This is a genomic window from Streptomyces sp. NPDC020379 (genome assembly GCF_044387105.1).
Lineage (GTDB): Bacteria > Actinomycetota > Actinomycetes > Streptomycetales > Streptomycetaceae > Streptomyces.
This window is the reverse complement of record NZ_JBIRVR010000008.1, coordinates 196,109-220,930: the sequence shown is the minus strand read 5'-3', so window position 1 is coordinate 220,930 and position 24,822 is coordinate 196,109. Positions and strand designations below refer to the sequence as shown.

Genomic DNA, 24,822 nt, shown 5'->3' with positions numbered 1-24,822 from the left:
CCTTCCGTTTTCCTGACCGCACCGGCGTGGGTCCGGCGGTGTGCTGTCCGGGCTTACCGTACCCGGCACGCTGCGCCCCTTCCGGGCGCCACCGTCACCTGATACACGACCGGTACCGTCAGCTACGGCGCACGGCTGCTGGGGTGAGCGGCGTCACTTCGACGTCTTGAGTACGGCCTCCATGACGTTCTTGGCGATCGGTGCGGCGAGTGCGCCACCGGCGACGTCGTCACGCGCGGTCTGGTCGTCGCCCTCGACCACCACGGCGACCGCGACGGGCGAGCCGTTGTCGGTCTTGGCGTAGGAGATGAACCAGGCGTAGGGCTTGCCGCTGTTGTCGACACCGTGCTGCGCGGTGCCGGTCTTGCCGCCGACCGTGACGTTGTCGATCTGGGCGCTCGTTCCGGTGCCCTTCTCGACCACGGTCTCCATCATCGACTGGATCTTCTGCGCGTTCTGCGCGGAGAGCGGCTGCGACATCTCCTTGGGCTGGTGCGTCTCGATCACGTTGAGGTTCGGGGCGCGCACCTTGTCGACCATGTACGGCTCCATGAGCTTGCCGTTGTTGGCGATCGCGGAGACGACCATGGCCATCTGGAGCGGGGTGGCGCGGTTGGACGCCTGGCCGATGCCGTCCATGGCGTTCTGCGGCCGGTTGTCCTTGGGGTAGACGCTCTTCTCGGCGCGCACGGGCGTGAGAGTCTCGCTGTTGAAGCCGAACTTCTCCGCTTCCTTCTTCATCTTGTCGTTGCCGAGGTCGGCGCTCATCTTGCCGAAGACGGTGTTGCAGGAGATCCGCAGGGCCTCGCGCATCGTGGCGTTCTCACACTGGATGCTGCCCTCGTTCGCCAGCGGAGTGGTGGAGTCCGGAAGGATGTACTTGTTCGGCGTCTGGGTCTTCTGGTCCGGGTCCGTGTAGAGCCCGTTCTCCAGCGCCGCGGCCGCGGTGACGACCTTGAACGTCGAACCGGGCGGGTAGGTGGCCCGCAGCGCCCGGTTGAGCATCGGCTGGTTCTTGTCCTTCTCCAGCGCCGTCCACGTCGCGCTGTCGTTCGCGCCCGCGATCTTCGACGGGTCGTACGACGGGGCGGACGCCAGGGCCAGGATCTTGCCCGTGCGCGGGTCGAGGGCGGCGACGGCGCCGCGCTTGCCGTCGAGGCCCTTGAAGGCGGCCTCCTGGGCCTTGGCGTTGAGGGTGGTGATCACGTCGCCACCCTTCTGGCCCTTGCCCGTGATCATGTCGACGGTGCGGTTGAAGAACAGCTTGTCGTCGTCGCCGGTCAGGACCTTGTCGTAGAGGTTCTCCAGCTGCGAGGCGCCGAAGACCTGCGAGGTGTAGCCGGTGACCGGCGCCCACATCTCGCCGTTCTTGTAGGTCCGCTTGTACTTGTAGTCGATGCCGTTGGTCTCGACCGAGCCGGTCACTTCCTGGCCGTCGACGATGATGTTGCCGCGCGGCTGGCTGTAGCGGGCGATCGCGACGCGGTGGTTGTGCTTGTTGGTCTTGAGCTCGTCCGCCTGGACGAACTGGAGCCAGTTGTCGCGCAGCAGCAGGGCCAGTACGAGCAGCCCGCAGAAGATCGCGATCCGGCGCACGGGCTTGTTCACGGTCGGACCACCTGGGTCATCTCGGCGTCGGGGGAGGGAGCGGGCGCCGGCGCGGGGCGGCGCGCGGTGTCGCTGATCTTGATGAGGATGGCGATCAGAGCCCAGTTGGCGAGCACGGAGGAGCCGCCGTAGGCCATGAACGGCATGGTCATGCCGGTCAGCGGGATGAGGCCCATGACACCGCCCGCGACGACGAAGACCTGGATGCCGAAGGCCGCCGACAGGCCGCACGCGAGCAGCTTGCCGAAGGGGTCCCGCGCGGCCAGGGCCGTGCGCACACCGCGCTCCACGATGATCGCGTAGATCATCAGGATCGCCATGGTGCCCGCAAGGCCGAGTTCCTCGCCGACGGTGCCGAGGATGAAGTCGGAGTTGGCGGCGAAGCCGATGAGGTCGGAGTAGCCCTGGCCCCAGCCCGAGCCGAAGACGCCGCCGGAGCCGAAGGCCATCAGCGCCTGCGAGATCTGCTCACTGGCCGCGGACTTGCCCCAGCCGCCGAACGGGTCCAGCCAGGCGTTCACACGGGCCTGGACGTGCGGTTCGAAGGAGGCGACGCCGACGGCGCCGGCCGCGGACATCAGCAGGCCGAAGACGATCCAGCTGGTGCGCTCGGTCGCGACGTAGAGCATCACGACGAACATGCCGAAGAACAGCAGCGAGGTGCCGAGGTCCGTCTCGAAGACGAGAATGAGGATGCTGAACGCCCAGACGGCCAGGATCGGGCCGAGGTCGCGGCCGCGCGGCAGATAGAGCCCCATGAAGCGGCGGCTGGCCAGGGCCAGGGCGTCGCGCTTCACCATCAGATAGCCGGCGAAGAAGATCGCCAGGATGATCTTCGCGAACTCACCGGGCTGGAGCGAGCCCAGACCCGGCAGCGTGATCCAGATCCGCGCGCCGAACTTGGCGGGGAAGAAGATCGGGGCGATCAGCAGGGCCAGCGCGGCCGCCATCGAGATGTAGGTGTAGCGCTGGAGGATGCGGTGGTCCTTGAGGAAGATCACCACGGCGACGAAGAACGCGATGCCCAGCGCCGAGTACATCAGCTGGTTGGGCGCCGACGCCGCGTACTTGAACCCCTGGTTCTTGGCGAGGTTGGCCAGTCGCGGCGACTGGTCCAGCCGCCAGATCAGGACGAGGCCGAGCCCGTTGAGCAGCGTGGCCATCGGCAGCAGCAGCGGGTCCGCGTACTTGGCGTACTTGCGGATGACGAGGTGGCCGACGCCGGCGAGCAGGCCGAGGCCCAGGCCGTAGCCGAGCATGCCCGAGGGCATCTCACCGCTGAGGGCGAGCCCCACGTTGGCATACGCGAAGCAGGGGATGATCACCGCGAAGGCGAGCAGCGCCAGTTCGGTGTTGCGTCTGCTGGGCGGGCCGACCGTGCTGATCGTGGTGGTGTTGCTGATACCCGGCATGGATGACATGGCTGACATGAGTTGATGGCCCCCTACGGCTTCACTGCTGCGTGCTGCACTGCGGGACCAACTTCTGCTCTTCCTCGCTGAGGGTGGGGCCCGGGGCGGGCGTGGGCGCCGTCGTGGGGGCGGTCTGGGAGCCCGGCTTGGCGTCGGCCTTCGGGTCCTTGGGAGTCTCGCCCACAGCGCCGCCGGCCCGCTCGCCGCTCTGCTTCTCCTTCTCCCGCGCCTGCTCCTCGGCCTTGTGCCGCTCGTCTTCCTTCTTGCACGCGCCCGCGAGCAGGCCGAGGTCCTTGACTTTCTGCACGGCCTTGTCGCGGCCGTCGAGCGCGATGGTGTCCTGGACACGGCCGCGCTGGTCGACCGGGAGGTACTTGAGTTCGATCTCGGGGTGGTCCTGATAGAGCTTGCTCAGGCTGACCCAGGCCAGCTTCTGGTTGATGCCCTGGTAGACGGCCACGTGGTCGTTGTCCTTGGCACCCACGAAGTACTGCGTCTGGGTCCAGCCGTAGCCGCCGTAGAGGCCGCCGGCGACGACGCCGAGCACCACCGCCACGATCAGGGACCGCTTGATCCACCTGCCGCGGCGGACGGGCTTGACGTACTCCTCGTCCATGAAGGCGCCGAAGGAGCCGTCCGGCGTCCCGCCCATGTCCGCCTCGCCGCTGCCGGGCGGGCCGAAGCCGCCGCCCTGCGGAGGCACGGGACGGTTGGCGCGGGCGTGCTCGGCGGCCCGCCCGGCCGGGGTGTGCAGGGCGCCGTCGTCGCCCAGCTGGAGCTGGTTCTCGGCCACCGCGCCGACGATCACCGGGGTGTCGTTGAGCTGGCCGGCCAGGGTGTCACCGCCGTCGACGTCGAGGACGTCGGCGACGATGCAGGTGATGTTGTCGGGACCGCCGCCGCGCAGCGCGAGCTGGATCAGCTCCTGGATGGTCTCGTGCGGGCCCTGGTAGCTGGCGAGCGTCTCCTCCATCGTCTGGTGGCTGACGACGCCGGACAGACCGTCGGAGCAGATGAGATAGCGGTCCCCGGCCCGGACCTCCCGGATGGAGAGATCGGGCTCCACGTGGTCGCCGCTGCCCAGCGCGCGCATCAGCAGGGAGCGCTGCGGGTGGGTGGTGGCCTCTTCCTCGGTGATCCGGCCCTCGTCGACGAGCCGCTGCACCCAGGTGTGGTCCTGGGTGATCTGGGTGAGCACGCCGTCGCGCAGGAGGTACGCGCGGGAGTCGCCGACGTGGACGAGGCCGAGCCGCTGCCCGGTCCACAGCAGGGCGGTGAGCGTGGTGCCCATGCCCTCCAGCTGCGGGTCCTCCTCGACCATGAGCCGGAGCTGGTCGTTGGCGCGCTGCACGGCCGTGCCGAGGGAGGTGAGGATGTCGGGGCCCGGGACGTCGTCGTCGAGCGTGACCAGGGTGGAGATCACCTCGGAGGAGGCGACCTCGCCCGCGGCCTGGCCGCCCATGCCGTCGGCGATGGCGAGCAGGCGGGGGCCGGCGTAACCGGAGTCCTCGTTGCCCTCCCGGATCATGCCCTTGTGCGATCCGGCGGCGAAACGCAGTGACAGACTCATGCGCACCTCGCCCGTCGGCTCCGGGTACAGCCCCTTCCCAGACACGCTGCCCACCCTCCGGTCGTCATGGTCCTACTACTTCCGCAGCTCGATGACGGTCTTGCCGATGCGGATCGGCGCGCCGAGCGGGATCGGGGTCGGGGTGGTCAGTCTGGTCCGGTCGAGATAGGTGCCGTTGGTCGAACCGAGGTCCTCGACGATCCACTGGCCGTCGCGGTCCGGATAGATCCTGGCATGCCTGCTGGAGGCGTAGTCGTCGTCCAGCACGATCGTGGAGTCGTGGGCGCGGCCGAGCGAGATGGTCTGGCCCTGGAGGGCCACCGTGGTGCCGGTCAGGGAGCCTTCCGAGACCACGAGCTTGGTGGGCGCGCCGCGGCGGCCGCGGTCGGCACGCCGGCCGCCGCCCTGCTGCTGGCGCTGCTGCGGCGGTGCGGTCTGCTGCTGCGCGCGCTGCGTCTGCCGCTCCGGGCCGCCGCGGCGGGAGCCGCGCTGGGTGACCCGCGTGCCGAAGAGGTCACTGCGGATGACCTGGACGGCCACGATGACGAACAGCCACAAGACGGCGAGGAAACCCAACCGCATGACCGTGAGGGTCAGCTCTGACATTGCCCCCGCTTCACCCTTCGGCTTGCCGATAAACGATGGTGGTGCTGCCCACGACGATGCGTGAGCCGTCGCGGAGCGTAGCGCGCGTGGTGTGTTGTCCGTCCACCACGATGCCGTTGGTCGACCCCAGATCCTGGATCGTCGCGGGGGTGCCGACCCGGATCTCGCAGTGCCGGCGGGAGACGCCGGGGTCGTCGATCCGTACGTCCGCTTCGGTACTGCGGCCCAGCACGAGGGTGGGGCGTGAGATCTGGTGCCGCGTGCCGTTGATCTCGATCCAGCGCCGGGTCTGGCCGCCGGACGCCGGGGCGGCCGTGGGGCCGGGCGCGGCGGTGCGCGGTGCCCGCCCGGCGCCGCCGGGCGGCGGGCCCGCGGGCATGGGCGGCAGCCCCGAGGGCGGCGCCGGATAGCCGGCACCGTGGGTGACGGGGCCGCTGCCGCCGCCGGAGCGGGGCGCGGCCGGGCGCTGGGCCTGCGGGTCCTGCGACTCACTGGCGGCGAGGGTGCGGCTGCGCACCCGGTACAGCCCGGTGTCGAGGTCGTCGGCCTTCTCCAGGTGGACCTTGATGGTCCCCATGAAGGTGTAGCGCTGCTGCTTGGCGTAGTCGCGGACCATGCCGGAGAGCTCGTCGCCCAGCTGGCCGGAGTACGGGCTGAGGCGCTCGAAGTCCGGAGCGCTCAGCTCCACGATGAAGTCGTTGGGGACGACGGTGCGGTCGCGGTTCCAGATGGTGGCGTTGTTGTCGCACTCGCGCTGGAGCGCGCCCGCGATCTCCACCGGCTGCACCTCGGACTTGAACACCTTGGCGAAGGTGCCGTTGACGAGACCCTCGAGTCGCTGCTCGAAGCGCTTCAGTACTCCCACGGGGCACCTCCTTCCCTCAGTGACGTTCCTGATGCTCAGTGTCGTTCCTGATACTGCTTACTGATCGTATCCACGCGTCGGGAAAACGGCTGGTTCCCCTTCGGCGCCAGGAGTGACGAGTGTCGCCTTCACCCGGTGCTCCGGTGCCGCCTTCACTAGGGATCGTAGAGGCGGCCGCGAGCCAGTGTCCCGCAACCGGTGGGGTGCCCGCGGTCCCGCCGGTCCGGCGGGGTTCGGATGACCTTCCGGATGACCTTCCGGCGGCGTCGGCGGCCTCCGGTTCCGTCCCGCTCCTGACCTCCGCGCACGTTCCGTGCCCACGGCAGGTCACGCGGGGTCCGGCGCCGCTCCGGGGCCGTCCCCGGCCGCCCACCAGGAACGAGTGTGAAGACACCCGCCACACCGTGCTAATGTTCTCGATGTCGGAAGGCGAACGCGCAAGAACCGGACGGAAAGTCCGAGGGCGGTGCGGGAAGACTGAAGACAACACCCATGCGCGGGTGGCGGAATAGGCAGACGCGCTGGATTCAGGTTCCAGTGCCCGAAAGGGCGTGGGGGTTCAACTCCCCCCTCGCGCACCATGAGGTAGCGAAACGGACCTCTCCGAAGTGACGTAAGTCACACGGAGGGGTCCGTTTCGTTTTGTTGCGCTCTTGTCCAGTCGCTGTTCGGACCATGGCTGGATTTGCGGGGTCCTGAGCGAAGTCTTGGCCGGAATCGCTGCACACGGTAGCGATGGCAGTGGGAACATCATTCCGTGATCGCGCTGGGGCTCTGTGTGAAGAGCGTCGAGTCCGGTGTCGCGGGGAGCCTCGTCTGCAACCGGAATGGGGGACGCTGTGGCGTGGGGCCAGTCGTCCGTGCTGTCGGAGTGGGTGCTGCCCGCCGCTGTCTGCGCGCCTGTGACCTGGGTTTGCCTGATCTGGCGCTTCCGCGCTGAGGGGCGGCTGCTGGGCACCGCGCGGTCGGCCGCGGCGGCGCTCGCCGTGCTGATCTGGACCTCCGGCATGGCGGCCCTGGCCAGCGGGCTGCTGCTGCCGCACGCGTCGAGCGTGCCGCCGGCGGCGGTGGGCGCCGTGGCCGGACTGGGGCTGGTGCCTAAGCGCAAGGCGGGGGAACCCGGTGAGCACCCGCTGATGGCGATCGTGACCCTCGGGGACTCGCTGCTGCTCAACAGCCTGGCCCTGCGCCTGCGGACGGACCGGGCGGAGTGGTGTCACGCGATGGTGGCCGGCTTTCCCGACGGCTGGGATCTCGACGCCTTCGCGGACCGGGTCAAGGTGCACCTGATGACACGGGTGGACATCCCGGGGCGTACGGCCAGGGGGCGCACCCACCTCAAGCGGGAGATCTGCGAGCGCCATCGGGACGTGCGCACCGCGGCGCAGAAGTGGATCACCATCGAGACGAAGATCGAGAAGCTGTGCGAGCAGCAGCGGCGTGAACGCACACGGGAGGAGATCCGGCAGGCGCGGAGGGCGTTCGGCGAGGCCGAGCACCTCTGCACGTATCTGCTCGATCTGGCACACGCGTACGGCAAGCGCAGCGACGACAAGGTGCTTCTCGCTCTGCGGCACGAGGTGTGCGGTTCAGCGGTGGGACGGAGTTAAGGGGCGCAGCCGGTCCGCGGTCTCCGGTCGCACGGTCTCCGGCGGCTCTCGGTGCTCGGTGGCGGGCTGCTCACAGAACGAGATCTCCATGCTCACGTCCAGGGCTTCGGCGACCGCCGCCAGGGAACGGAGCGTCAGATTCTCGTCACCCGACAGGATTTGGCTGACCCTCCCGGGCGAGACGCCCATGCGGTCGGCCAACTCCTTGCGGGACATGCCCCGTTCCGCGACGAGGCCCGCGAGCGAGGCTGTGGCGTGCCGTGCCGCGCGGGCCCCCGCCAGATCGGCGTAGCGGCTGCGCTCCGTACCGTGGCGCCAGGACATGGCTACCCCCCAGAATCGCGGCGCCGGCCGAGGTGCCGGCGGCCACTTCCTCGGCCGCCGTCGGCGGCTCATGAAGACCTCTGCAGAAGAGAATGCCACCTTTAGGCTTAGCTAAAAGCCTGGATTCGGCTAAAGATTCCGTCAGCGCGGGGGGATTTCGTCTGCCTGGTCACTCATGACCAGGCATGACGCGGCGAACGGTCGATTTCGGCCAGATGTTGTCGGGGCGGGCGTCCGGGGGACTCCCGGCACATGCCCGGGGCGTCAGGCCGTGAAGCGCGCGGCCGTCGCCTTGCCCTTGATGGCGGCGTCCTCGTGCGCCTGGGCGCGGGAGGCGTCGGCCTTGTCGACGAGGGCGGCCATGGCGGGCACGGAGCGGGCCAGGGTCAGCTCGGGGACGATGAAGTCGACGTCCAGGCCGAGCATGTCGCCCAGGACCTTGCCCAGGTAGGTCGTCACGAACTCGGCGTCCTCGCGCGGGGTGCCCGGCGCGTAGGAACCGCCGCGGGAGGCGACGACGGTGGTCGGCGTACCGGCGGCCGAGGGCGTTTCCACACCGGACGTGCGGCCCATGATGATCACGTGGTCCAGCCACGCCTTGAGGCTGGAGGGGATCGAGAAGTTGTACATGGGGGCGCCGATCAGCACGGCGTCGGCGCGCTCCAGCTCCTCGGCCAGTTCGGTGCGCAGCGCGAAGGCGGCCGCCTGCTCCTCGGTGCGCGCCTCCGGGGCGGCGAAGAGGGCCTGGATGCCGTCGGCGGTGATGTGCGGGAGCGGGTTCGCGGAGAGGTCGCGGTAGATGACCGTGCCGTCGGGGTGCTGCTCCTCCCACGCCTTGCGGAAGGCGGCGGTGACATCGCGGGAGTGGGAGCCCTGCGGGAGGGCGGAGGAGTCGAGGTGCAGCAGCGTGGCCATGGGTTTCTCCTGATGACGGGCGTGACGCCGGCGAGGGCGGAGCCACGGGGTGTAGCTCCGTATGCAACTATTAATAACACAGGGACTTACTTTTTTATAGGGACGATGGGGAACGCAGTACCCTGGACGCATGGCGGACCGTGGTGAAGAGGCGTGCAAGAGCGTCGACGAGGGCATGACGCGGGTCTTCGAGGTGTTCGGCAAGCGCTGGACGGGGCTGATCGTCGCCACGCTCCTGCAGGGCCCGGTCCACTTCGCGGACCTGCGGCGGGCGATCCCGGGCATCAGCGAGCGCATGCTGTCGGACCGGCTCACCCAGCTCGCCGCGGCCGGGCTGCTCGTACGGGAGGTGCACGCGGGCCCGCCGCTGCGCGTGGCGTACCGGCTGACGGAGGCGGGCGCGGCGCTGGAGCCGGCGCTCAAGGAACTGGGGCGATGGGCCGGGAAATACCTCCCGGAGAGCAGCGCGGAGTGCCCGAAGCAGTTCAGCTGAGGCCCGTGCCGCATCGGTCGGGCCCGGCCGTTGTCAGTGGTGCCCGTTAGATTCGGGGTAGTTGGGCGTCGAGGGGGAGGGGCGCGCTGTGTCGCGACTGCCGTACGTACCAGGATTCGCGCAGCCTGGCGGGGCCGGGAAGCCGGGCTCACCGAAGGCCGAGGGCAAGGCGCTGCGGGCGCGTGTGCCCAGGGCGTCGCACGCCGGGTGGGCCGCCGACGCGGGGCGCCCCGGGGCCGTGGAGTCGGTGGAGGCTGCGAACGCCGGCCGGCTTCCCGAGCTCACGCCGATACGGGTCGGCCGGATGGCCGCCTCGCCCTTCGCCTTCCTGCGCGGCTCGGCCGGGCTGATGGGGCACGACCTGGTGCGTACGTCCGTGACGGGTGTCGGCGCGCAGATCTGCGGCGACGCCCACGCCGCCAACTTCGGCCTCTACGGCGACGCGCGCGGTGAACTCGTCATCGACCTCAACGACTTCGACGAGACCCTGCACGGGCCATGGGAGTGGGACGTCAAGCGCCTCGCCGCCTCCCTGGTGCTGGCCGGGCGGGAGGCGGGCGCCGACGAGGACACCTGCCGGGCCGCCGCGCGCGACGCCGCGGGTGCCTACCGGCACACGATGCGGCTGCTGGCCAAGCTGCCCGCCGCCGACGCCTGGAACGCCATCGCCGACGAGGAGCTCGTCGCGCACGCCGACGCGCGGGCGCTGCTGGGCACGCTGGAGCGGGTCGCGGCGAAGGCCCGGCGGAACACCAGCGCCCGCTTCGCGGCGAAGGCGACCGAGAAGGCCGGGGACGGGGGCCGGTGCTTCGTGGACGCCCCGCCCGTGCTGAGGCGGGTGCCGGCCGGTGAGGCGGCGGCGGTCGCCCTGTCGCTGGGCGAGTATCTGGGCACCCTGCCGGAGGAGCTGCTGCCGTTGCTCGCGCGGTACGAGGTGCAGGACGTGGCGTTCCGCGTGGTGGGCACGGGGAGCGTGGGGCTGCGGTCCTACGTGGTGCTGCTGCTTGACCACCGCGGCGAGCCGCTCGTGCTCCAGGTCAAGGAGGCACGGCCCTCGGTGCTGCTGTCGTACGCGAAGAAGGCCGGCTTCGCGCCCGGCCGTCCCCCGGAGGGGCACGAGGGCCGTCGGGTGGTGCTGGGGCAGAAGCGGATGCAGGTGGTCAGCGATGTGCTGCTCGGGTGGGCGACGGTCGACGGCAGGCCGTATCAGGTGCGGCAGTTCCGCAATCGCAAGGGCAGCGTGGACCCGGCCGCCCTCGCCCCCGGCGAGCTCGACGACTACGGCCGGATGACGGGCGCGCTCCTCGCACGGGCCCACGCGCACACCGCTGACCCCCGGCTCATAGCGGGCTACTGCGGGAAGGCGGCCGAGCTGGACGAGGCGCTGGCCGATTTCGCGGTGACCTACGCGGACCGCACGGAGGCGGACCACGCGAAGCTCGTGGCGGCCGTCCGGAGCGGCCGGGTGCCGGCCGAGATGGGGGTGTAGCCGGCCGGATGTGCGTCCGGACACGTCCGCGCCCGTTCCGGGGCTTCAAGGGCCATGCGCGGCGGGCATCCGCGCCCGTCCGGTGGCTGAGGACGGAGGGACCGGTGGGGCTCGGGGGGATCCGCAGGGGGCGGGAGCTCGTACGCTGGGCGGGTGATGAATCCGGAAGCCGAGAATCTCCACGCCGAGGAGCCGGGCACCCAGCGCCTGGCCCAAGCCGTCCGCGCCGCGGAACAAGCGCTGATCGAGTTCGAGATCGCGGTGGAGACCTTCCGGGTGGAAGTGGAGAACTTCTCCCGGCTGCACCACCAGCGGCTCGGCCCGGTGTACGCACAGCTCGACGAGCTGGACGCGCAGATCGCGGAGGCCCTGGCGGCCCGCAGCGGCGACGCCGAGGACCTCCGGCGGGCCCGCGAGGCGCGCGCCCTCGTGCAGCCGCTGCCGGGGGTGGAGGAGCTGCTCGGCGGCTGGATGGACTCGGAGGGCCTGTCGCCCGAGGCGTCGGCGATGCTCACGGAGCGGCCGGTACGGCCCCCGGAGCGGGTGCGCCCGAGCGACGAGGCCCGGCGGATCTTCCGCGAGCTCGTCCGCAAGGCCCACCCGGACCTGGCGCAGGACGAGGCGGAGCGCGTACGGCGCGAGGAGTTCATCGTGCGGGTCAACGCCGCTTACGCGGACGGGGCCGAGGCCCTGCTGCGGGAACTGGCCGAGGAGTGGGCCGCGGGCCCCGCGCCCGAGGAGCCGCGGCCGAGCCCCGCCGAGGAGCTCTACGCCCGCCTGGAGTGGCTGGCCCGGCGCAAGGAGATGCTGGCGGCGGTGGCCGCGGAGCTGGAGGGCTCCGCGATCGGCTCGATGATCAAGATGGCGGCCGACGATCCGGACCGGCTCCTCGAGGAGATCGCCGAGGGCCTCGTCGCCCAGGTCGCCGAGCGCAGGGCACAGCTCGCGTCGCTGGTCGGGTAGCGTCGGGGACATGCATTTTTCCGGTGTACCCACGGTCGGCGTCGACGCTCTCGCACCCGAAGACTTCCTGCTGGACGTCCGTGAGGACGACGAGTGGGCGGCAGGGCACGCCGAAGGCGCGCTCCACATCCCGATGAGCGACTTCGTCGCCCGGTTCGGCGAGTTGACGGAGAAGGCCCCCGACGGCGCCAGGATCAATGTCATCTGCCGCTCGGGCGGGCGTTCCGCCCAGGTCACCGCCTACCTCGTCCAGCAGGGCCTGGACGCGGCGAACGTCGACGGCGGCATGCAGGTCTGGGAGGCCGCGGGCCGCCCGGTCGTCGACGGCAACGGCGCGCCCGGCGCCGTGATCTAGCTCTGGTCGTTCGAGGGCCCCGCTCGGCGGGGCCCCGGCGGCGGTCAGTCGGCCGGACAGGCGGCCAGCAGGTCGCCGAGTGCCTCCTCATGGGCCGCCGCGGGGCCGAGCGAGAGCTCCAACTGCTTGGCCCACGCGTGGTACCGGTGCAAGGCATAGCCGGTGTCCGCGCCGAAGCCGCCGTGCAGGTGCTGCCCGGTCTGGACGACGCGGCGCACGCCCTCGGAGGCCCAGATCTTCGCGACGGCGATGTCCGCGTCGACCGGCAACTCCCCGGCGGCTCCCGACTCCAGCCGCCAGGCCGCCTGCCAGAGGGTGGCCTCCATCGCGCGCAGGTCGATGTACCGGTCGGCGGCCTGGACGGCGACGGCCTGGAACGTGGCGATCGGATGGCCGAACTGCTCGCGCTTCGTGGCGTACGCGCTGGTCATGCGGGCCACCGCCGTACCCACCCCGAGGGCGAGCGCGCTCGTGCCGAGGGTGAGCAGCCGCCGCAGCCGCTCCCACGCCCCCTCGGCGGTGATCAATTCGTCGTGACCGGCCCGTACGGAGTCGAGACGCACTTCCGCGTACCGTTCGCCGTTGGTGGAGACCTGACCGGCCAGGGTGACCCCGGGGCGGTCGGGCGGGACGAGCGCGAGCACGGTGTGCCCCTCCTCCGTACGAGCGGGCAGCAGGACGCGGTCCGCGCTCCGGGCCCAGGGCACGGCCGTCTGCGCCCCGTCGAGCACCCAGCCGGTGCCTTCCGTGCCGGAGGTGTCCACCTTGCGTACGGTGACGGCGAGTTCGGCCGGGTCATGACCGGTGCGGCCGCTGGACGCGGTGGTGATGACGAGCTCGCCCCGCCCTACCTGGGGCAGCAACTTGCCAGCGGCCGGCCCGCCGTGGCTGCTCAGCACGGCGGCGGCCGCGCCGGTCTCCAGCAGCGGGACGCGGGCCAGGACCTGCCCGGCTTCGCGCAGCACCAGGCACAGCGCGAGAGGCCCGAGCCCCGCGCCGCCGTGCTCGGGGGCGATGAGCAGGCTCAGCAGGTCCGCGCCCGCGAGCTTCGCCCACAGCGGCCGGTCGAAGTCCTCGGCCACGGCGCCCCTGGTCAGGGCCGGGCTGGGCACGCCGTCGAGGGAGACCCCGGAGAAGACCGCCCTGGCCGCTTCCTCGGCGGCCCGCTGTTCCTCGGTGAAGGTGAAGTCCACTGTCCGTCCTCCCGCACACCGGCACTGCCCGCTGCTGCCACTGACGCCTGGAGCTGATGGGGCGTCAAGGTAGAACACGTTGCAGGAATTGGGAACACATGGACGTGTCCGGGGAAGCGGTCCGGGGCGCAGGCCCGGGGGCGCTGGGATCGCTCTGACGCCCTCACGGCGCTACCGTCCGCTCCGCTGCCGCTCAGCGGTCGAAGTCCAACTCCACCTCCTCCGTGACCGGATGCGACTGACAGGCCAGCACATATCCGGCCGCCAGCTCCTCCGGCTCCAGTGCGAAATTCCGGTCCATCCGCACCTCTCCCCTGACCAGGAAGGCCCGGCAGGTTCCGCACACCCCGCCCTTGCAGGCGTACGGGGCGTCGGCACGGCTGCGCAGCACCGCGTCCAGCAGCGGCTCGCCCTCCCGCACCGGCCAGCTCCCGCTGCGCCCGTCCAGCGTCGCGGTCACGGTGCTGTGCGCCGGGGCGGGGGCGGCGGCGCCGGGGGAGCCGGCCGGGGGCGCGTCCGAGGCGGTGTCGACGTGGAATATCTCCTGATGGACACGGTCACGGCCGACCCCCAGGGCGCGCAGCGCCCGCTCGGCCTCCCGCACCAGACCGTGAGGGCCGCACAGGAACCAGCCGTCCATCTCCTCCACCGGGAGCAGCGCGGGCAGCAGCCGGGTCAGCCGCCCCTCGTCCAGCCGTCCGGAGGGCAGCCCCGCCTGCTGCTCCTCGCGGGAGAGGACGTGCACCAGCTGGAAGCGGTCCGGCCAGCGGTCCTTGAGGTCGGCGACCTCCTCCAGGAACATCGCGGAGGCGGTGGTCCGGTCGCTGCGTATCAGGCAGAACCGGGCGTCGGGTTCCCGCGCGAGCAGGGTCGAGGCGATGGACAGGACGGGGGTGATCCCGCTGCCGCCGACGATCGCGGCGAAGTGCCCGGGGCGGGGCTCCAGCACGAACCGTCCGGCTGGTGCCATCACCTCCACCGTGTCCCCCGCGGCCAGCTCCTTCAGCGCGTATGTGGAGAACACCCCTCCGTCCACCAGTCGCACCCCGACCCGGAGTTCGGCCACCTCGCCGGTGCCCGGTGCCGGGGCGGGGCCGCAGAGGGAGTAGGTGCGCCGGGCCTCGCCGTCCTCCGTGCTCCTGCGGAGGGTGATGTGCTGACCCGCCGCGTAGCGATAGACGTCCCGCAGCTCCGGAGGCACGGCGAAGGTCAGGGCGACCGCGTCGTCCGTGAGCGGGTCGACGGCCGTCACTCGCAAGGGGTGGAAGGCGCCGTGGCGGGCCGCTGCTGGCATCTACAACTCCTTGAAGTGATCGAACGGTTCGCGGCACGCCTCACAGCGCCGCAGGGCCTTGCAGGCGGTCGACGAGAAGCGGCTCAGCAGCGTGGTGTCCATGGACCCGCAGTGCGGGCAGCGGATGCCGAGTGTCACCGGGACCGGACCTTCCGGGCCCGTACTCCGCGGCGGTGCCACGCCGAACTCGGCGAGCTTGCGGCGCCCTTCGGCCGTGATGTCGTCCGTGGACCAGGCCGGTGCGAGGACCTTGCGCACCTCGACCTCCGGTATGCCCTGATCGTGCAGCACCCGCTCGATGTCCGCGGACATCGCCTCGATCGCCGGGCAGCCGGTGTAGGTGGGCGTCAGCTCCACCTCCACCCGTCCGGGGCCGGTCAGGTGCAGGCCGCGCAGCACGCCCAGCTCGGCCAGTGTCAGCACGGGCAGCTCGGGATCGGGCACGGCACCTGCCAGCTCCAGGAGGCGCCGCTCCAGCGCGGTGGGTGCCAAGGTGGCGGCACCAGGGGCGGAGGCGTCCTGAGCGGCCCGGCCGCGGGCGGGCGTCGTGTGCTCCGGGCCCGGCGGGCGAGGTGCCGACGGGGCCGCCGCCTGCGGATCCAGAGGGGCCGGCACGGTCACCATGTCGCCCCCGGGTGGCTGCGGTGCAGATGCTGCATCTCCGCGAGCATCCGCCCGAACGGCTCGGTGTGAAGGCCCTGCCGCCCTGCTCCGGCCGTCCAGGCACCGGACGGCGGGCCGGTGGGGAGTGTCAGAGTGGCCTGCTCAAGCGTCCTGGTGATCAGTGCCAGCCAGCCGTCACGCAGGGCGGCCACATCGACGTCGAGACCGTCGACCGGGTCGAACAGCTCTCCCGTATACCGCCACAGGGCGTCGGTCGCGGCCTGCATCCGCCGGTGGCTCTCCGCTGTGCCGTCGCCGAGCCGCAGCGTCCAGTGCTCGGCGTGGTCCCGGTGATAGGCGACCTCTTTGACCGCCTTCCCGGCCAGGGGCGCGAAGGGGCCGTCCCCAGCGGCCAACTGCCCGTACAGCAGCTCCTGGTAGGTGGAGAAGTACAGCTGGCGGGCGATGGTGTGGGCGAAGTCGCTGTTGGGCTGCTCGACCAGCTGGACATTGCGGAAGGCGCGCTCCTCCCGGAGATAGGCCAGCTCGTCCTCGTCGCCGGCGAGGGAGAGGAGGAAGCGGGCCTGGCCGAGCAGGTCCAGCGCGATATTGGCGAGGGCGACCTCTTCCTCCAGGACGGGCGCGCGGCCGGCCCACTCCCCCAGCCGGTGGGACAGCACGAGGGCGTCGTCACCGAGCGCCAGTGCCGCGCCGAGCGGCACGCCGGGGTCACTGGGGGCAGGGTCGGGGGCCTGTGGGCAGGCGCCCGGGATGGGGGGCTTCACAGGTGCCGCACCCCCTCCGGGATGTCGTAGAAGGTCGGGTGGCGATAGGGCTTGTCCGCGGCCGGTTCGAAGAAGGGGTCCTTCTCGTCCGGCGAGGAGGCGGTGACCTCGGCGGAAGGCACGACCCAGATGGAGACGCCTTCGGAGCGCCGGGTGTAGAGATCCCGGGCATTGCGCAGCGCCATCGCCGCGTCCGGTGCGTGCAGGCTTCCGGCGTGGGTGTGCGACAGCCCGCGCCTGCTGCGCACGAACACCTCCCACAGTGGCCACTCGGCGCTCGTCATGCCCCTGCCTCCCCTGGTGTGCCGCTGTGCTTGCGGGCATGGGCGGCGGCGGCCTCGCGCACCCAAGCGCCTTCCTCGTGTGCCTGCTTCCGCCGGCTGATCCGCTGTTCGTTGCACGGGCCGTTGCCGCGCAGCACCTCGTGGAACTCGTCCCAGTCGATGGCGCCGAAGTCGTGGTGGCCACGCTCCTCGTTCCACCGGAGGTCCGGGTCGGGGAGGGTCAGGCCGAGTGATTCGGCCTGGGGGACGCAGATGTCCACGAACCGCTGGCGCAGCTCGTCGTTCGAATGGCGCTTGATCTTCCAGGCCATGGACTGGGCCGAATGGGCGGATTCGTCGTCCGGGGGGCCGAACATCATCAGGGACGGCCACCACCAGCGGTCCACCGCGTCCTGCGCCATGGCGTGCTGGGCCCCGGTGCCGCGGCTGAGGGTCAGCAGCAGCTCGTAGCCCTGGCGCTGGTGGAAGGACTCCTCCTTGCAGATGCGGACCATGGCGCGGGCGTAGGGCCCGTAGGAACAGCGGCACAGCGGGACCTGGTTGGTGATGGCCGCGCCGTCCACGAGCCAGCCGATGGCGCCGACATCCGCCCAGGTCAGCGTGGGGTAGTTGAAGATCGACGAATACTTCTGGCGGCCGGAGTGCAGCTTGTCGAGCAGCTCGTCGCGCCCGGTGCCCAGGGTTTCCGCGGCGCTGTAGAGATAGAGGCCGTGGCCCGCCTCGTCCTGCACCTTGGCCATCAGGATGGCCTTGCGGCGCAGCGAGGGCGCGCGAGTGATCCAGTTGGCCTCGGGCTGCATGCCGATGATCTCCGAATGCGCGTGCTGCGCTATCTGGCGGACGAGCGAGGCGCGATAGGCGTCGGGCATCCAGTCGCGTGGCTCGATGCGCTCGTCGGCTGCCACCGCGGCGTCGAAGGCCGCCTCGTAGGTCCCTGCGTCCGGCGCCGTCGTCGTCATGGCATGCCCCCTGCCCTTCCCTGAGCTCCCGACCGACCGATCGTTCGGTTCAATGGTGGGCCGCCGGATCGTGAGGTGTCAAGCCTGTGGATAACCCCTGCGCGCTGGGCCCCGTGGGACGTCCTGGGTACGGTTCGGGTGCACGAATACAGGCGGCACGCGGGATCGGGGCGGGACATGGAGACGGATGACGAGCACGACGAGCGGGCCGGCTCCGTCGCGGGGCTGTCCTTGCCCGCGCGCGTCGCCGTCGCCCTCGGCGTCGCCGTCGTGACGGTGGCCACCGCCGTGCACCTGGCGATGGTGTTCCTGCACGTGGCACCGCCGAACGCGGTCAGTAAGCAGCACGCGGCGGCCATCGGCGACTACATCTACCCGGAGTTCGAACAGAACTGGAAGCTCTTCGCTCCCAACCCCCTCCAGCAGAACATCGCCGTCCAGGCCCGCGCCGAGCTGCGCGGCCAGGACGGCCGGTCGGTGCTCACCCCGTGGATCGACCTCTCCGCCCAGGACGGTGCCGAGATACATCACAACCTCTTCCCGAGCCACACCCAGCAGAACGAGGTGCGGCGCGCCTGGGACTTCTACGTGAGCACGCACGACGCCCGTGAGCAGCCCAACGGCCTGCGCGGAAACCTTTCCGAGCAGTACATCCGGCGCATCGCCCTGCTCCGGCTCGGAAGCGAGCGCGACGGACGGCCGGTCGACCGCGTCCAGGTGCGGTCGATGACCCGTTCCGTGGCGCCGCCGCCCTGGAGTGACGAGAAGGTGGGGACCAAACCCTCCTACCGCGTGCTGAACTGGTGGCCGGTCACCACCGCCGACCGCCCGGAGGCGAAGAACCGGTGAGCGCCTCCCTCGCCCCGCTCGCCCGGGGCATCGACCGCGTCACCCGCTCCGCCCTCGGCCGCTACCAGACGGCCGTGATCCGGATCGGCATCTCCTTCGCCTGGCTGTGCTTCCTGCTCCGCGAGTGGCCCAACCGCCATGAGATGTACGGGCCCGACGGCCCGTGGAGCTGGGACATGGCCCGTCGGCTGACCGCCGACAACCACGCCTTCACCGCGCTCGTCTGGTCCGACAGCACCCTGTGGTTCGAGACCCTCTACGGCCTCGCCATCGTGTCCAGCGCCCTGCTGATGCTCGGATGGCGGACGCGGACCATGTCCGTGCTGTTCATGATCGGCGTGCTGTCGCTCCAGAACCGCAGCGTCTTCCTCGGCGACGGCGGCGACAACGTCATCCACCTGCTGGCCCTCTACACCGTCCTCACCCGCTGCGGACTGGTGTGGTCCCTCGACGCCCGGCGCGCCCGCCGTCGCCGGACCGAAGCGGCGGACGACGCGGGACGGACCGGCGGAACGCGTCCCGGCGCCGGCCCGGATGTCACCGGCATCCTGCTGTGGGCCGCCTGCGGACTCGCACTGGCCGCCACACAGGCCCTCGGCGACAGCCGGATGTCCTGGACGGCCGACGGGCCGCTCCCCGGCCTCGGCTGGGCCTCGGTCTTCTGGGGGCTCTGGCTCGTCCAGGGCCTGTGGTGGTGCGTACGGCGCTACGCCCCCGGGGAGCCGCGCACGGTCCTGGACGCGTTCGCCAATCTGGCGCACAACGCGACGCTGCTGGTCATCATGGCCGAGGTCTGCCTGATCTACTCCACGGCCGGCTGGTACAAGATCCAGGGGTCCCGCTGGCAGGACGGTACGGCGCTCTACTACCCGCTGCACCTCGACTACTTCTCGCCCTGGCCCGAGCTTTCCGACGTCCTCGGGGGCAACAGCGTCATCGTGCTGCTGCTCAGCTACGGCACGGTGGCGGTGCAGGTCGCGTTCCCGTTCACCCTGCTGAACCGGCGGGCCAAGAACGTCCTGCTGGCCGTGATGATGTGCGAGCACCTCGGCATCGCCGTCACCCTCGGACTGCCCTTCTTCTCGCTGGCGATGATCGTGGCGGACGCCGTCTTCCTGCCCACGTCCTTCCTGCGACGCGTCGGCGCTCTCGCCGGGCGGGCCCGCGACCGGCTGCTGCCCGCGCACGCGGCCTCGATCCCGTCGCAGCGGGAGGACGAGGGGAGCCCCCGCAGCCTGGTGGGCTGAGCGGGAGTGGCCGGCCCGGGGCGGGACCGTAGGCTGAGGGCATGACCGAGGACGAAGCCGTGGCAGCCGTACGACAGTGGGGCGAGCTCGCCCCTGACGCCGTACTGCTCGACGGCTTCCACGCCTTGAAGCACGCGCTTCGCTTCGGCGCGGACGTGCGGCTGGCTGTCTGCGCCGACAAGGAGGCCACGCTGGCGCTCGCCGCCGAGCTGGCCGACGACCTCACCGAGGAGCTCGCCGAGCGGCTCGTCGCGATCCCCGCGCCGAGCCTGCGGGAGCTGCTGCCCCGGGTCCACCCCACGGGAGTGGCCGCGCTGGCGGCCAGGCCGAGCCGCCGGAAGAACCTCGACACCCTGTCGCGGGCACCGCGGCTCGCACCCGTCGTCGTGCTGGACAACCCGCGCAACCTCGGGAACGTCGGCGCCGTCATCCGCCTCGCCGCGGGCTTCGGCGCCACGGGTGTGGTCACGACCGGTGACATGGACCCGTGGCACCCCAACGCCGTACGGGCCGGCGCGGGCCTGCACTACGCGACCGCGGTCGAGCGGCTGCCGCTGCCCGAACTGCCGCCCGGCCCGGTCTTCGCGCTGGATCCGGAGGGCGACGACATCCGGTCCGTCGACTTCCCCGACGACGCGCTCATTGCCTTCGGCTCCGAGCGGCACGGCATCTCGCCCGACCTGCGGGAGAGGGCGACCCGGCTGGTCGCCCTTCCCATGCGGCCGCAGGTGTCCAGCTACAACCTCGCCACGAGCGTCGCCATGGCCCTCTTCCACTGGGGCGGGCCGGGCGCGGAACGGCCCCTGGGCTGAGGGGCTCCCGCCACTCGCGGCGGGAGCCGCCCCGGCCCGCACGGCCTAGAGCGGACGCCGCACCTCCACCGTGCGGAAACGGCTCGCGACGAACGCGCTGTCGCACAGCACCGCGTTGGCCGACGGATTGCCGCCGGAACCATGGAAGTCGGAGAAGGCGGCGGTCTGGTTCACGTACACCCCGCCGGTGAGGTTGAGGGAGAGCTGGGCGCACTCCTCCAGGCAGGCGTCCTCCACCAGCCGCTCGACCTCCGGTGAGGTGGTGTACGCCCCGACGGTCATCGCGCCCTTCTCCCGCACCGTGCGGCGCAGCAACTCGACGGCGTCCGCGGACGAGTCCACCGCCACGGCGAAGGACACCGGGCCGAAGCACTCCGACAGATAGGCCGCCTCGGAATCCGGCTTGGCGCCGTCCAGCTTGACGATCACGGGCGTGCGCACCGTGGCGTCGGGGAAGTCGGGGTTGGTCACCGCCCGCGAGGCGAGGGCGACTTCGCCGAGCTGTGCGGCGGCGGCGAGGCGCTCCTCGACCTGGCCGTTGACGATCGCGCCCAGCAGGGCGTTCGCCCTGGCGTCGTCACCCAGCAGGCCGTCGACGGCGGCGGCGAGGTCGGCCACCACCTCGTCGTAGGACTTGGGCCCCGCGTCCGTGGTGATCCCCTCGCGCGGGATGAGGAGGTTCTGCGGGGTGGTGCACATCTGGCCGCTGTAGAGGGACAGCGAGAAGGCGAGGTTGCTCAGCAGGCCCTTGTAGTCGTCGGTGGAGTCGATGACGACCGTGTTCACCCCGGCCTTCTCCGTGAAGACCTGTGCCTGGCGGGCGTTGGCCTCCAGCCAGTCGCCGAAGGCGGTGGAGCCGGTGTAGTCGATGATGCGGATCTCCGGGCGCACGGCCAGGGACTTGGCGATGCCCTCGCCGTCGCGCTCGGCGGCCAGCGTGACCAGGTCGGGGGAGAAGCCCGCCTCGCGGAGGACCTCGCGCGCGACGCGCACCGTCAGGGCCAGCGGCAGCACGGCGCGCGGATGCGGCTTGACCAGAACCGCGTTGCCCGTGGCCAGGGAGGCGAACAGGCCGGGGTAGCCGTTCCAGGTGGGGAAGGTGTTGCAGCCGATCAGCAGCGAGATGCCGCGCGGCACGGCGGTGAACTCCTTGCGCAGCTCCAGCGGCGGGCGCTTGCCCTGCGGCTTGGACCAGTCGGCCGACTCCGGGGTGCGGACCTGCTCGGCGAAGGCGTAGGCGACGGCCTCCAGGCCGCGGTCCTGGGCGTGCGGGCCACCGGCCTGGAAGGCCATCATGAACGCCTGGCCACTGGTGTGCATGACCGCGTGGGCGAACTCGTGCGTACGGGCGTTGATCCGGGCGAGGATCTCCAGACAGACCGCGGCCCGCGCCTGGGGGCCCGCCTCGCGCCACTGCGGCATCGCCGCGCGCATGGCCGGGAGCAGCGCCTCGACGCCGGGGTGCGGATACTCGATGCCCAGCTCCGGTCCGTACGGGGAGACTTCGGAGCCCGCCCAGCCGTCCGAGCCCGGCTGGTCCAGCTCGAAGCGCTTGCCGCGCAGCGCCTCGAAGGCGGCCTGGCCCTCGGCGGCACTCAGGCTGCCGGGCACGGCGCCCTCCGGGCCGTACGCCTTCGGGTGCTCGGGGAAGGGGGACCAATAGACGCGCGTGCGGATGGCGTCCAGGGCCTGGTCGAGCGTGGGGAGGTGCTTCTCGATCAACTGGGCGGTGCTGGGTCCGGCGGTCACGGCTGACCAACTCCTCGTCGAGCTGGGCTCGGATGGGGCGACAGACTTCGGGCGACAGAACGCGGGCGGGACGCTTCGGGAGGCCGGGGACTCCCCCCGATGGATACAGTAACCGAACGATCGGTCGGGACAAGGGGGCCCGGCGAACCTGTGGACAACTCATCGGGGAGGATCACCGGCATGACCGCAATCGAGCCGAACGCGACCGTCGCAGTCGTCGGCACCGGCACCATGGGCCAGGGAATCGCCCAGGTCGCCCTCGTGGCGGGCCATGGTGTGCGGCTGTACGACACGGTCGAGGGGCGGGCGGTCGAGGCCGCCCGGGCCATCGGCGCCCGCCTCGACCGCCTCGTGGAGAAGGGCAGGCTCACGGCCGTCGGCCGCGACACGGCGCTGGCCCGTCTGCACCCCGCCGCGCGACTGGACGATCTCGCTGACTCGGCGCTCGTCATCGAGGCGATTCTGGAACAACTGCCCGCCAAACAGAAGCTGTTCGCGGATCTGGAATCGGTCGTTCCTGACGACTGCCTGCTGGCCACCAACACCTCGTCCCTGTCGGTGACCGCCGTCGCGGGTGCCCTCCGGCTCCCCGGCCGTCTCGTCGGCCTGCACTTCTTCAACCCCGCGCCGCTGCTGCCGCTCGTGGAGGTCGTCCGGGGCTTCGCCACCGACGCGGCTGTGGCGGAACGGGCGTACGACACCGTGGCCGCCTGGGGAAAGAAGCCGGTGCGCTGTGCCGACGCCCCGGGCTTCATCGTCAACCGCGTCGCCAGGCCCTTCTACGCCGAAGCGTTCCGCCTCCACGAGGAACGGGCCGCCGACCCCGCGACCCTCGACGCCGTGCTGCGTGAGAGCGGCGGCTTCCCCATGGGCCCCTTCGAGCTCACCGACCTCATCGGCCAGGACGTGAACGAAGCCGTCACCCGTTCGGTCCATGAGGCGTTCTTCCACGATCCGAAGTTCAGGCCCTCGCTCGCGCAGCGGCGCCTTGTGGAGGCCGGGCTGCTCGGCCGCAAAAGCGGCCACGGCTGGTACGACCACACGGCTGGAGCCGAGCGGCCGTCGCCGCGCACCGAGGAACCGTGCGGCGCCCCCGCGGAAGTCACCGTCCACGGGCGGCTTCCCGGTGTCTGCGCCGCACTGGCCGAGCTGATCCGGGAAGCGGGCATCACGGTCACCGAGGTCTCCGGGCCCGAGGACGAGGGATATCTCGTCCTCCCCGGCGGCACGGAGCTCTCCCTCACGCAGGGCCGCCCGGCCACCACGGAGCCCGCCGGCGCCCGGATCCACTTCGACCTGGCCCTCGACTACCGCACCTGCGCCCGCGTCGCCCTCGCGCCCTCCGCGGCCGCCTCCCCGGCGGACGTCCGGGCGGCGACCGGCCTGTTCCAGGCGCTCGGCAAGCAGGTCAGCGTCATCGGTGACGCACCGGGCATGATCGTGGCCCGTACGGTCGCCATGCTCGTCGACTTCGCCGAGGACGCCGTCGGCCGGGGCGTCGCGAGCCCGGAGGACATCGACACCGCCATGCGGCTCGGTGTGAACCACCCGCGCGGCCCGCTGGAGTGGGGCCGGATCCTCGGCCCGGCGCGAGTGAGCCGGATGCTGCGGAACCTGCACTGCCAGTACCCCGACGGCCGCTACGCGCCGTCCCAGCCGCTGCTCCGCCGTGCAGCCGTCGAAGAGAGCCTGCTGTAATCATGACCATGGCCAAGCGCGACACCTACACGCCCGAATCGCTGCTCGCGGTCGCCGTCCAGGTGTTCAACGAGCGGGGCTACGACGGCACGTCCATGGAGCACCTCTCCAAGGCGGCCGGAATCTCCAAGTCCTCCATCTATCACCACGTGAAGAGCAAGGAAGAGCTCCTCCGGCTCGCGATAAGCCGCGCCCTGGACGGGCTCTTCGCCGTCCTGGACGAGCCGCGCGCCGTCGAGGGGCGGGCGATCGAGCGGCTGGAGTACGTCACCCGGCGGACCGTGGAAGTCCTGATGGACGAGCTGCCCTACGTGACGCTGCTGCTGCGGGTGCGGGGCAACACGGACACCGAGCGCTGGGCCATGGAGCGGCGCCGCGAGTTCGACCACCAGGTCGCCGAGCTGCTGAAGCGCGCCTCGGCCGACGGTGACCTGCGGGCCGACGTCGACGTTCGGCTGGCGACCCGGCTGCTCTTCGGAATGATCAACTCCGTCGTGGAGTGGTACCAGCCGGAGCGAGGCGGGGCCACGAGCGACGAGGTGGCCGACGCGGTGGTCCGCACGGCCTTCGCCGGGCTGCGCACCACCGGCTGACCCGGGCGGACGCGGCCGCTCAGGGTTCCCCCGGCACCCGCCCCTCCTCCAGGTCCGTCTCCTCGAAGACCAGGAGGGTGCGGGTGCTGAGCACCTCGTCCATGGCCTGGATGCGGGTGAGAACGAGCTCCCGCAGCGCGTGGTTGTCCTTGGTGTGGACGAGCAGCAGGACATCGAAATCCCCGCTGACCAGGGCGATATGGGCGGCTCCCGGAAGCGCCCGGAGCTTTTCGCGGACGGTGCGCCAGGAGTTCTGGACGATCTTCAGCGTGATGTACGCCGAGGCGCTCTGCCCCGCGCGCTCCTGGTCGATCCGGGCGCTGAAGCCGCGTATCACCCCGTCGTCGATGAGGCGGTTGATCCGGGCGTAGGCGTTGGCGCGCGAGACGTGCACCCGCTCCGATACGGACCGTATCGAGGCGCGGCCGTCGGACCGGAGCATCCGCAGGATCGCGCGGTCGATCTCGTCGAGCGGCCGGGCGGGTGGCTTGCCGCCCGAGAAGGCCATCTGTTCGTCCGGCATACCGCCCCGCCTCCCCTTCGTGG

The 24,822-nt window shown here is 71.3% G+C and carries 25 protein-coding genes and 1 tRNA gene; 11 read left to right on the top strand and 15 right to left on the bottom strand.

The window, feature by feature from the left end; translation table 11 throughout:
• Positions 1-153: 153 nt before the first annotated feature.
• The 5 genes from ACH427_RS13760 to ACH427_RS13740 form a co-directional block, all read right to left on the bottom strand.
• Positions 154-1,608: a peptidoglycan D,D-transpeptidase FtsI family protein gene (locus ACH427_RS13760; protein ID WP_398869655.1), complete on the bottom strand. Its 1,455-nt coding sequence runs from the start codon at positions 1,606-1,608 to the stop codon at positions 154-156.
• The gene (locus tag ACH427_RS13755) at positions 1,605-3,020 is read right to left on the bottom strand and encodes an FtsW/RodA/SpoVE family cell cycle protein (RefSeq protein WP_398869654.1); all 1,416 of its coding nucleotides are present in this window, start codon (positions 3,018-3,020) and stop codon (positions 1,605-1,607) included. Before ACH427_RS13755 ends, ACH427_RS13760 begins: the two co-directional genes overlap by 4 nt.
• Positions 3,021-3,060: 40 nt before the next feature.
• Positions 3,061-4,590, bottom strand: coding sequence for a PP2C family protein-serine/threonine phosphatase (locus ACH427_RS13750; RefSeq protein ID WP_398869735.1), 1,530 nt, complete (start codon positions 4,588-4,590; stop codon positions 3,061-3,063).
• A 75-nt stretch (positions 4,591-4,665) separates the two neighbouring features.
• Positions 4,666-5,196 carry an FHA domain-containing protein gene (locus ACH427_RS13745; protein ID WP_361523977.1) on the bottom strand — a complete coding sequence of 177 codons (531 nt, stop codon included), beginning with the start codon at positions 5,194-5,196 and terminating at the stop codon, positions 4,666-4,668.
• A gap of 10 nt (positions 5,197-5,206) precedes the next feature.
• The gene (locus ACH427_RS13740) at positions 5,207-6,061 is read right to left on the bottom strand and encodes an FhaA domain-containing protein (RefSeq protein ID WP_398869653.1); all 855 of its coding nucleotides are present in this window, start codon (positions 6,059-6,061) and stop codon (positions 5,207-5,209) included.
• A gap of 494 nt (positions 6,062-6,555) precedes the next feature.
• On the opposite strand from ACH427_RS13740, the gene ACH427_RS13735 reads away from it, so the two are divergent.
• Both ACH427_RS13735 and ACH427_RS13730 read left to right on the top strand, forming a co-directional pair.
• A tRNA-Leu gene (locus ACH427_RS13735) sits at positions 6,556-6,642 on the top strand.
• A gap of 246 nt (positions 6,643-6,888) precedes the next feature.
• Complete coding sequence (locus tag ACH427_RS13730; protein WP_398869652.1) at positions 6,889-7,671, top strand: hypothetical protein; 783 nt, start codon at positions 6,889-6,891, stop codon at positions 7,669-7,671.
• On the opposite strand, the gene ACH427_RS13725 is transcribed toward ACH427_RS13730, so the two are convergent.
• Positions 7,651-7,995 carry a helix-turn-helix domain-containing protein gene (locus ACH427_RS13725; protein ID WP_398869651.1) on the bottom strand — a complete coding sequence of 115 codons (345 nt, stop codon included), beginning with the start codon at positions 7,993-7,995 and terminating at the stop codon, positions 7,651-7,653. The two genes, ACH427_RS13730 and ACH427_RS13725, sit on opposite strands and share 21 nt — an antisense overlap.
• 264 nt (positions 7,996-8,259) lie before the next feature.
• Positions 8,260-8,910 (bottom strand): FMN-dependent NADH-azoreductase, encoded by a 651-nt coding sequence (locus tag ACH427_RS13720; protein WP_398869650.1) that lies wholly within the window; start codon positions 8,908-8,910, stop codon positions 8,260-8,262.
• Positions 8,911-9,040: 130 nt separating this feature from the next.
• On the opposite strand from ACH427_RS13720, the gene ACH427_RS13715 reads away from it, so the two are divergent.
• The 4 genes from ACH427_RS13715 (at position 9,041) to ACH427_RS13700 (ending at position 12,210) form a co-directional block, all read left to right on the top strand.
• Positions 9,041-9,403 carry a winged helix-turn-helix transcriptional regulator gene (locus ACH427_RS13715; protein WP_398869649.1) on the top strand — a complete coding sequence of 121 codons (363 nt, stop codon included), beginning with the start codon at positions 9,041-9,043 and terminating at the stop codon, positions 9,401-9,403.
• 88 nt (positions 9,404-9,491) lie between these two features.
• Complete coding sequence (locus ACH427_RS13710; protein ID WP_398869648.1) at positions 9,492-10,892, top strand: DUF2252 domain-containing protein; 1,401 nt, start codon at positions 9,492-9,494, stop codon at positions 10,890-10,892.
• Between the two features lie 156 nt (positions 10,893-11,048).
• Complete coding sequence (locus ACH427_RS13705; RefSeq protein ID WP_398869734.1) at positions 11,049-11,855, top strand: hypothetical protein; 807 nt, start codon at positions 11,049-11,051, stop codon at positions 11,853-11,855.
• A 10-nt stretch (positions 11,856-11,865) separates the two neighbouring features.
• A complete protein-coding gene (locus tag ACH427_RS13700; RefSeq protein WP_398869647.1) occupies positions 11,866-12,210 on the top strand; it encodes a rhodanese-like domain-containing protein in 345 nt (114 codons plus the stop codon).
• A 44-nt stretch (positions 12,211-12,254) separates the two neighbouring features.
• Here ACH427_RS13700 and ACH427_RS13695 read toward each other — a convergent pair whose 3' ends face one another.
• The 6 genes from ACH427_RS13695 to paaA all read right to left on the bottom strand — a co-directional run bounded on the left by ACH427_RS13695 (position 12,255) and on the right by paaA (position 17,328).
• On the bottom strand, positions 12,255-13,403 hold the full coding sequence (locus ACH427_RS13695) for an acyl-CoA dehydrogenase family protein (protein ID WP_398869646.1): 1,149 nt from the start codon (positions 13,401-13,403) through the stop codon (positions 12,255-12,257).
• 193 nt (positions 13,404-13,596) lie between these two features.
• Complete coding sequence (locus tag ACH427_RS13690) at positions 13,597-14,697, bottom strand: 2Fe-2S iron-sulfur cluster-binding protein (protein WP_398869645.1); 1,101 nt, start codon at positions 14,695-14,697, stop codon at positions 13,597-13,599.
• Positions 14,698-15,189: a 1,2-phenylacetyl-CoA epoxidase subunit PaaD gene (gene paaD, locus ACH427_RS13685; RefSeq protein WP_398869644.1), complete on the bottom strand. Its 492-nt coding sequence runs from the start codon at positions 15,187-15,189 to the stop codon at positions 14,698-14,700.
• A 125-nt stretch (positions 15,190-15,314) separates the two neighbouring features.
• The gene (gene paaC, locus ACH427_RS13680; RefSeq protein WP_398869733.1) at positions 15,315-16,022 is read right to left on the bottom strand and encodes a 1,2-phenylacetyl-CoA epoxidase subunit PaaC; all 708 of its coding nucleotides are present in this window, start codon (positions 16,020-16,022) and stop codon (positions 15,315-15,317) included.
• Positions 16,023-16,081: 59 nt separating this feature from the next.
• The gene (paaB, locus tag ACH427_RS13675) at positions 16,082-16,369 is read right to left on the bottom strand and encodes a 1,2-phenylacetyl-CoA epoxidase subunit PaaB (RefSeq protein WP_398869643.1); all 288 of its coding nucleotides are present in this window, start codon (positions 16,367-16,369) and stop codon (positions 16,082-16,084) included.
• On the bottom strand, positions 16,366-17,328 hold the full coding sequence (paaA, locus tag ACH427_RS13670; RefSeq protein ID WP_398869642.1) for a 1,2-phenylacetyl-CoA epoxidase subunit PaaA: 963 nt from the start codon (positions 17,326-17,328) through the stop codon (positions 16,366-16,368). The genes paaB and paaA overlap by 4 nt, the downstream gene beginning before the upstream one ends.
• Before the next feature lie 177 nt (positions 17,329-17,505).
• On the opposite strand from paaA, the gene ACH427_RS13665 reads away from it, so the two are divergent.
• The 3 genes from ACH427_RS13665 to ACH427_RS13655 are packed head-to-tail and all read left to right on the top strand — an operon-like array spanning position 17,506 to position 20,236.
• The gene (locus ACH427_RS13665; protein WP_398869641.1) at positions 17,506-18,177 is read left to right on the top strand and encodes a DUF5819 family protein; all 672 of its coding nucleotides are present in this window, start codon (positions 17,506-17,508) and stop codon (positions 18,175-18,177) included.
• Positions 18,174-19,424: an HTTM domain-containing protein gene (locus tag ACH427_RS13660; protein WP_398869640.1), complete on the top strand. Its 1,251-nt coding sequence runs from the start codon at positions 18,174-18,176 to the stop codon at positions 19,422-19,424. Before ACH427_RS13665 ends, ACH427_RS13660 begins: the two co-directional genes overlap by 4 nt.
• Positions 19,425-19,465: 41 nt before the next feature.
• The gene (locus tag ACH427_RS13655; protein WP_398869639.1) at positions 19,466-20,236 is read left to right on the top strand and encodes a TrmH family RNA methyltransferase; all 771 of its coding nucleotides are present in this window, start codon (positions 19,466-19,468) and stop codon (positions 20,234-20,236) included.
• A 45-nt stretch (positions 20,237-20,281) separates the two neighbouring features.
• Here ACH427_RS13655 and paaN read toward each other — a convergent pair whose 3' ends face one another.
• Positions 20,282-21,985, bottom strand: a complete 1,704-nt coding sequence (gene paaN / locus ACH427_RS13650) for a phenylacetic acid degradation protein PaaN (RefSeq protein WP_398869638.1) — start codon at positions 21,983-21,985, stop codon at positions 20,282-20,284.
• A gap of 180 nt (positions 21,986-22,165) precedes the next feature.
• Here paaN and ACH427_RS13645 point away from each other — a divergent pair, with 180 nt between their 5' ends.
• Positions 22,166-23,683: a 3-hydroxyacyl-CoA dehydrogenase gene (locus tag ACH427_RS13645; protein WP_398869637.1), complete on the top strand. Its 1,518-nt coding sequence runs from the start codon at positions 22,166-22,168 to the stop codon at positions 23,681-23,683.
• 2 nt (positions 23,684-23,685) lie between these two features.
• Positions 23,686-24,276 carry a TetR/AcrR family transcriptional regulator gene (locus tag ACH427_RS13640; protein WP_398869636.1) on the top strand — a complete coding sequence of 197 codons (591 nt, stop codon included), beginning with the start codon at positions 23,686-23,688 and terminating at the stop codon, positions 24,274-24,276.
• A gap of 19 nt (positions 24,277-24,295) precedes the next feature.
• Here ACH427_RS13640 and ACH427_RS13635 read toward each other — a convergent pair whose 3' ends face one another.
• Positions 24,296-24,799 carry an Lrp/AsnC family transcriptional regulator gene (locus tag ACH427_RS13635; RefSeq protein WP_398869635.1) on the bottom strand — a complete coding sequence of 168 codons (504 nt, stop codon included), beginning with the start codon at positions 24,797-24,799 and terminating at the stop codon, positions 24,296-24,298.
• Positions 24,800-24,822: the final 23 nt, after the last annotated feature.

Bases quoted from the DNA above. Each gene is read 5' to 3' on its own strand.
- ACH427_RS13755 (WP_398869654.1), bottom strand. From the start codon at position 3,020: ATGCCGGGTATCAGCAACACCACCACGATCAGCACGGTCGGCCCGCCC.
- ACH427_RS13750 (WP_398869735.1), bottom strand. From the start codon at position 4,590: ATGAGTCTGTCACTGCGTTTCGCCGCCGGATCGCACAAGGGCATGATC.
- ACH427_RS13745 (WP_361523977.1), bottom strand. From the start codon at position 5,196: ATGTCAGAGCTGACCCTCACGGTCATGCGGTTGGGTTTCCTCGCCGTC.
- ACH427_RS13730 (WP_398869652.1), top strand. From the start codon at position 6,889: ATGGGGGACGCTGTGGCGTGGGGCCAGTCGTCCGTGCTGTCGGAGTGG.
- ACH427_RS13725 (WP_398869651.1), bottom strand. From the start codon at position 7,995: ATGTCCTGGCGCCACGGTACGGAGCGCAGCCGCTACGCCGATCTGGCG.
- ACH427_RS13720 (WP_398869650.1), bottom strand. From the start codon at position 8,910: ATGGCCACGCTGCTGCACCTCGACTCCTCCGCCCTCCCGCAGGGCTCC.
- ACH427_RS13715 (WP_398869649.1), top strand. From the start codon at position 9,041: ATGGCGGACCGTGGTGAAGAGGCGTGCAAGAGCGTCGACGAGGGCATG.
- ACH427_RS13705 (WP_398869734.1), top strand. From the start codon at position 11,049: ATGAATCCGGAAGCCGAGAATCTCCACGCCGAGGAGCCGGGCACCCAG.
- ACH427_RS13700 (WP_398869647.1), top strand. From the start codon at position 11,866: ATGCATTTTTCCGGTGTACCCACGGTCGGCGTCGACGCTCTCGCACCC.
- ACH427_RS13690 (WP_398869645.1), bottom strand. From the start codon at position 14,697: ATGCCAGCAGCGGCCCGCCACGGCGCCTTCCACCCCTTGCGAGTGACG.
- paaB (WP_398869643.1), bottom strand. From the start codon at position 16,369: ATGACGAGCGCCGAGTGGCCACTGTGGGAGGTGTTCGTGCGCAGCAGG.
- paaA (WP_398869642.1), bottom strand. From the start codon at position 17,328: ATGACGACGACGGCGCCGGACGCAGGGACCTACGAGGCGGCCTTCGAC.
- ACH427_RS13665 (WP_398869641.1), top strand. From the start codon at position 17,506: ATGGAGACGGATGACGAGCACGACGAGCGGGCCGGCTCCGTCGCGGGG.
- ACH427_RS13655 (WP_398869639.1), top strand. From the start codon at position 19,466: ATGACCGAGGACGAAGCCGTGGCAGCCGTACGACAGTGGGGCGAGCTC.
- ACH427_RS13645 (WP_398869637.1), top strand. From the start codon at position 22,166: ATGACCGCAATCGAGCCGAACGCGACCGTCGCAGTCGTCGGCACCGGC.
- ACH427_RS13640 (WP_398869636.1), top strand. From the start codon at position 23,686: ATGACCATGGCCAAGCGCGACACCTACACGCCCGAATCGCTGCTCGCG.
- ACH427_RS13635 (WP_398869635.1), bottom strand. From the start codon at position 24,799: ATGCCGGACGAACAGATGGCCTTCTCGGGCGGCAAGCCACCCGCCCGG.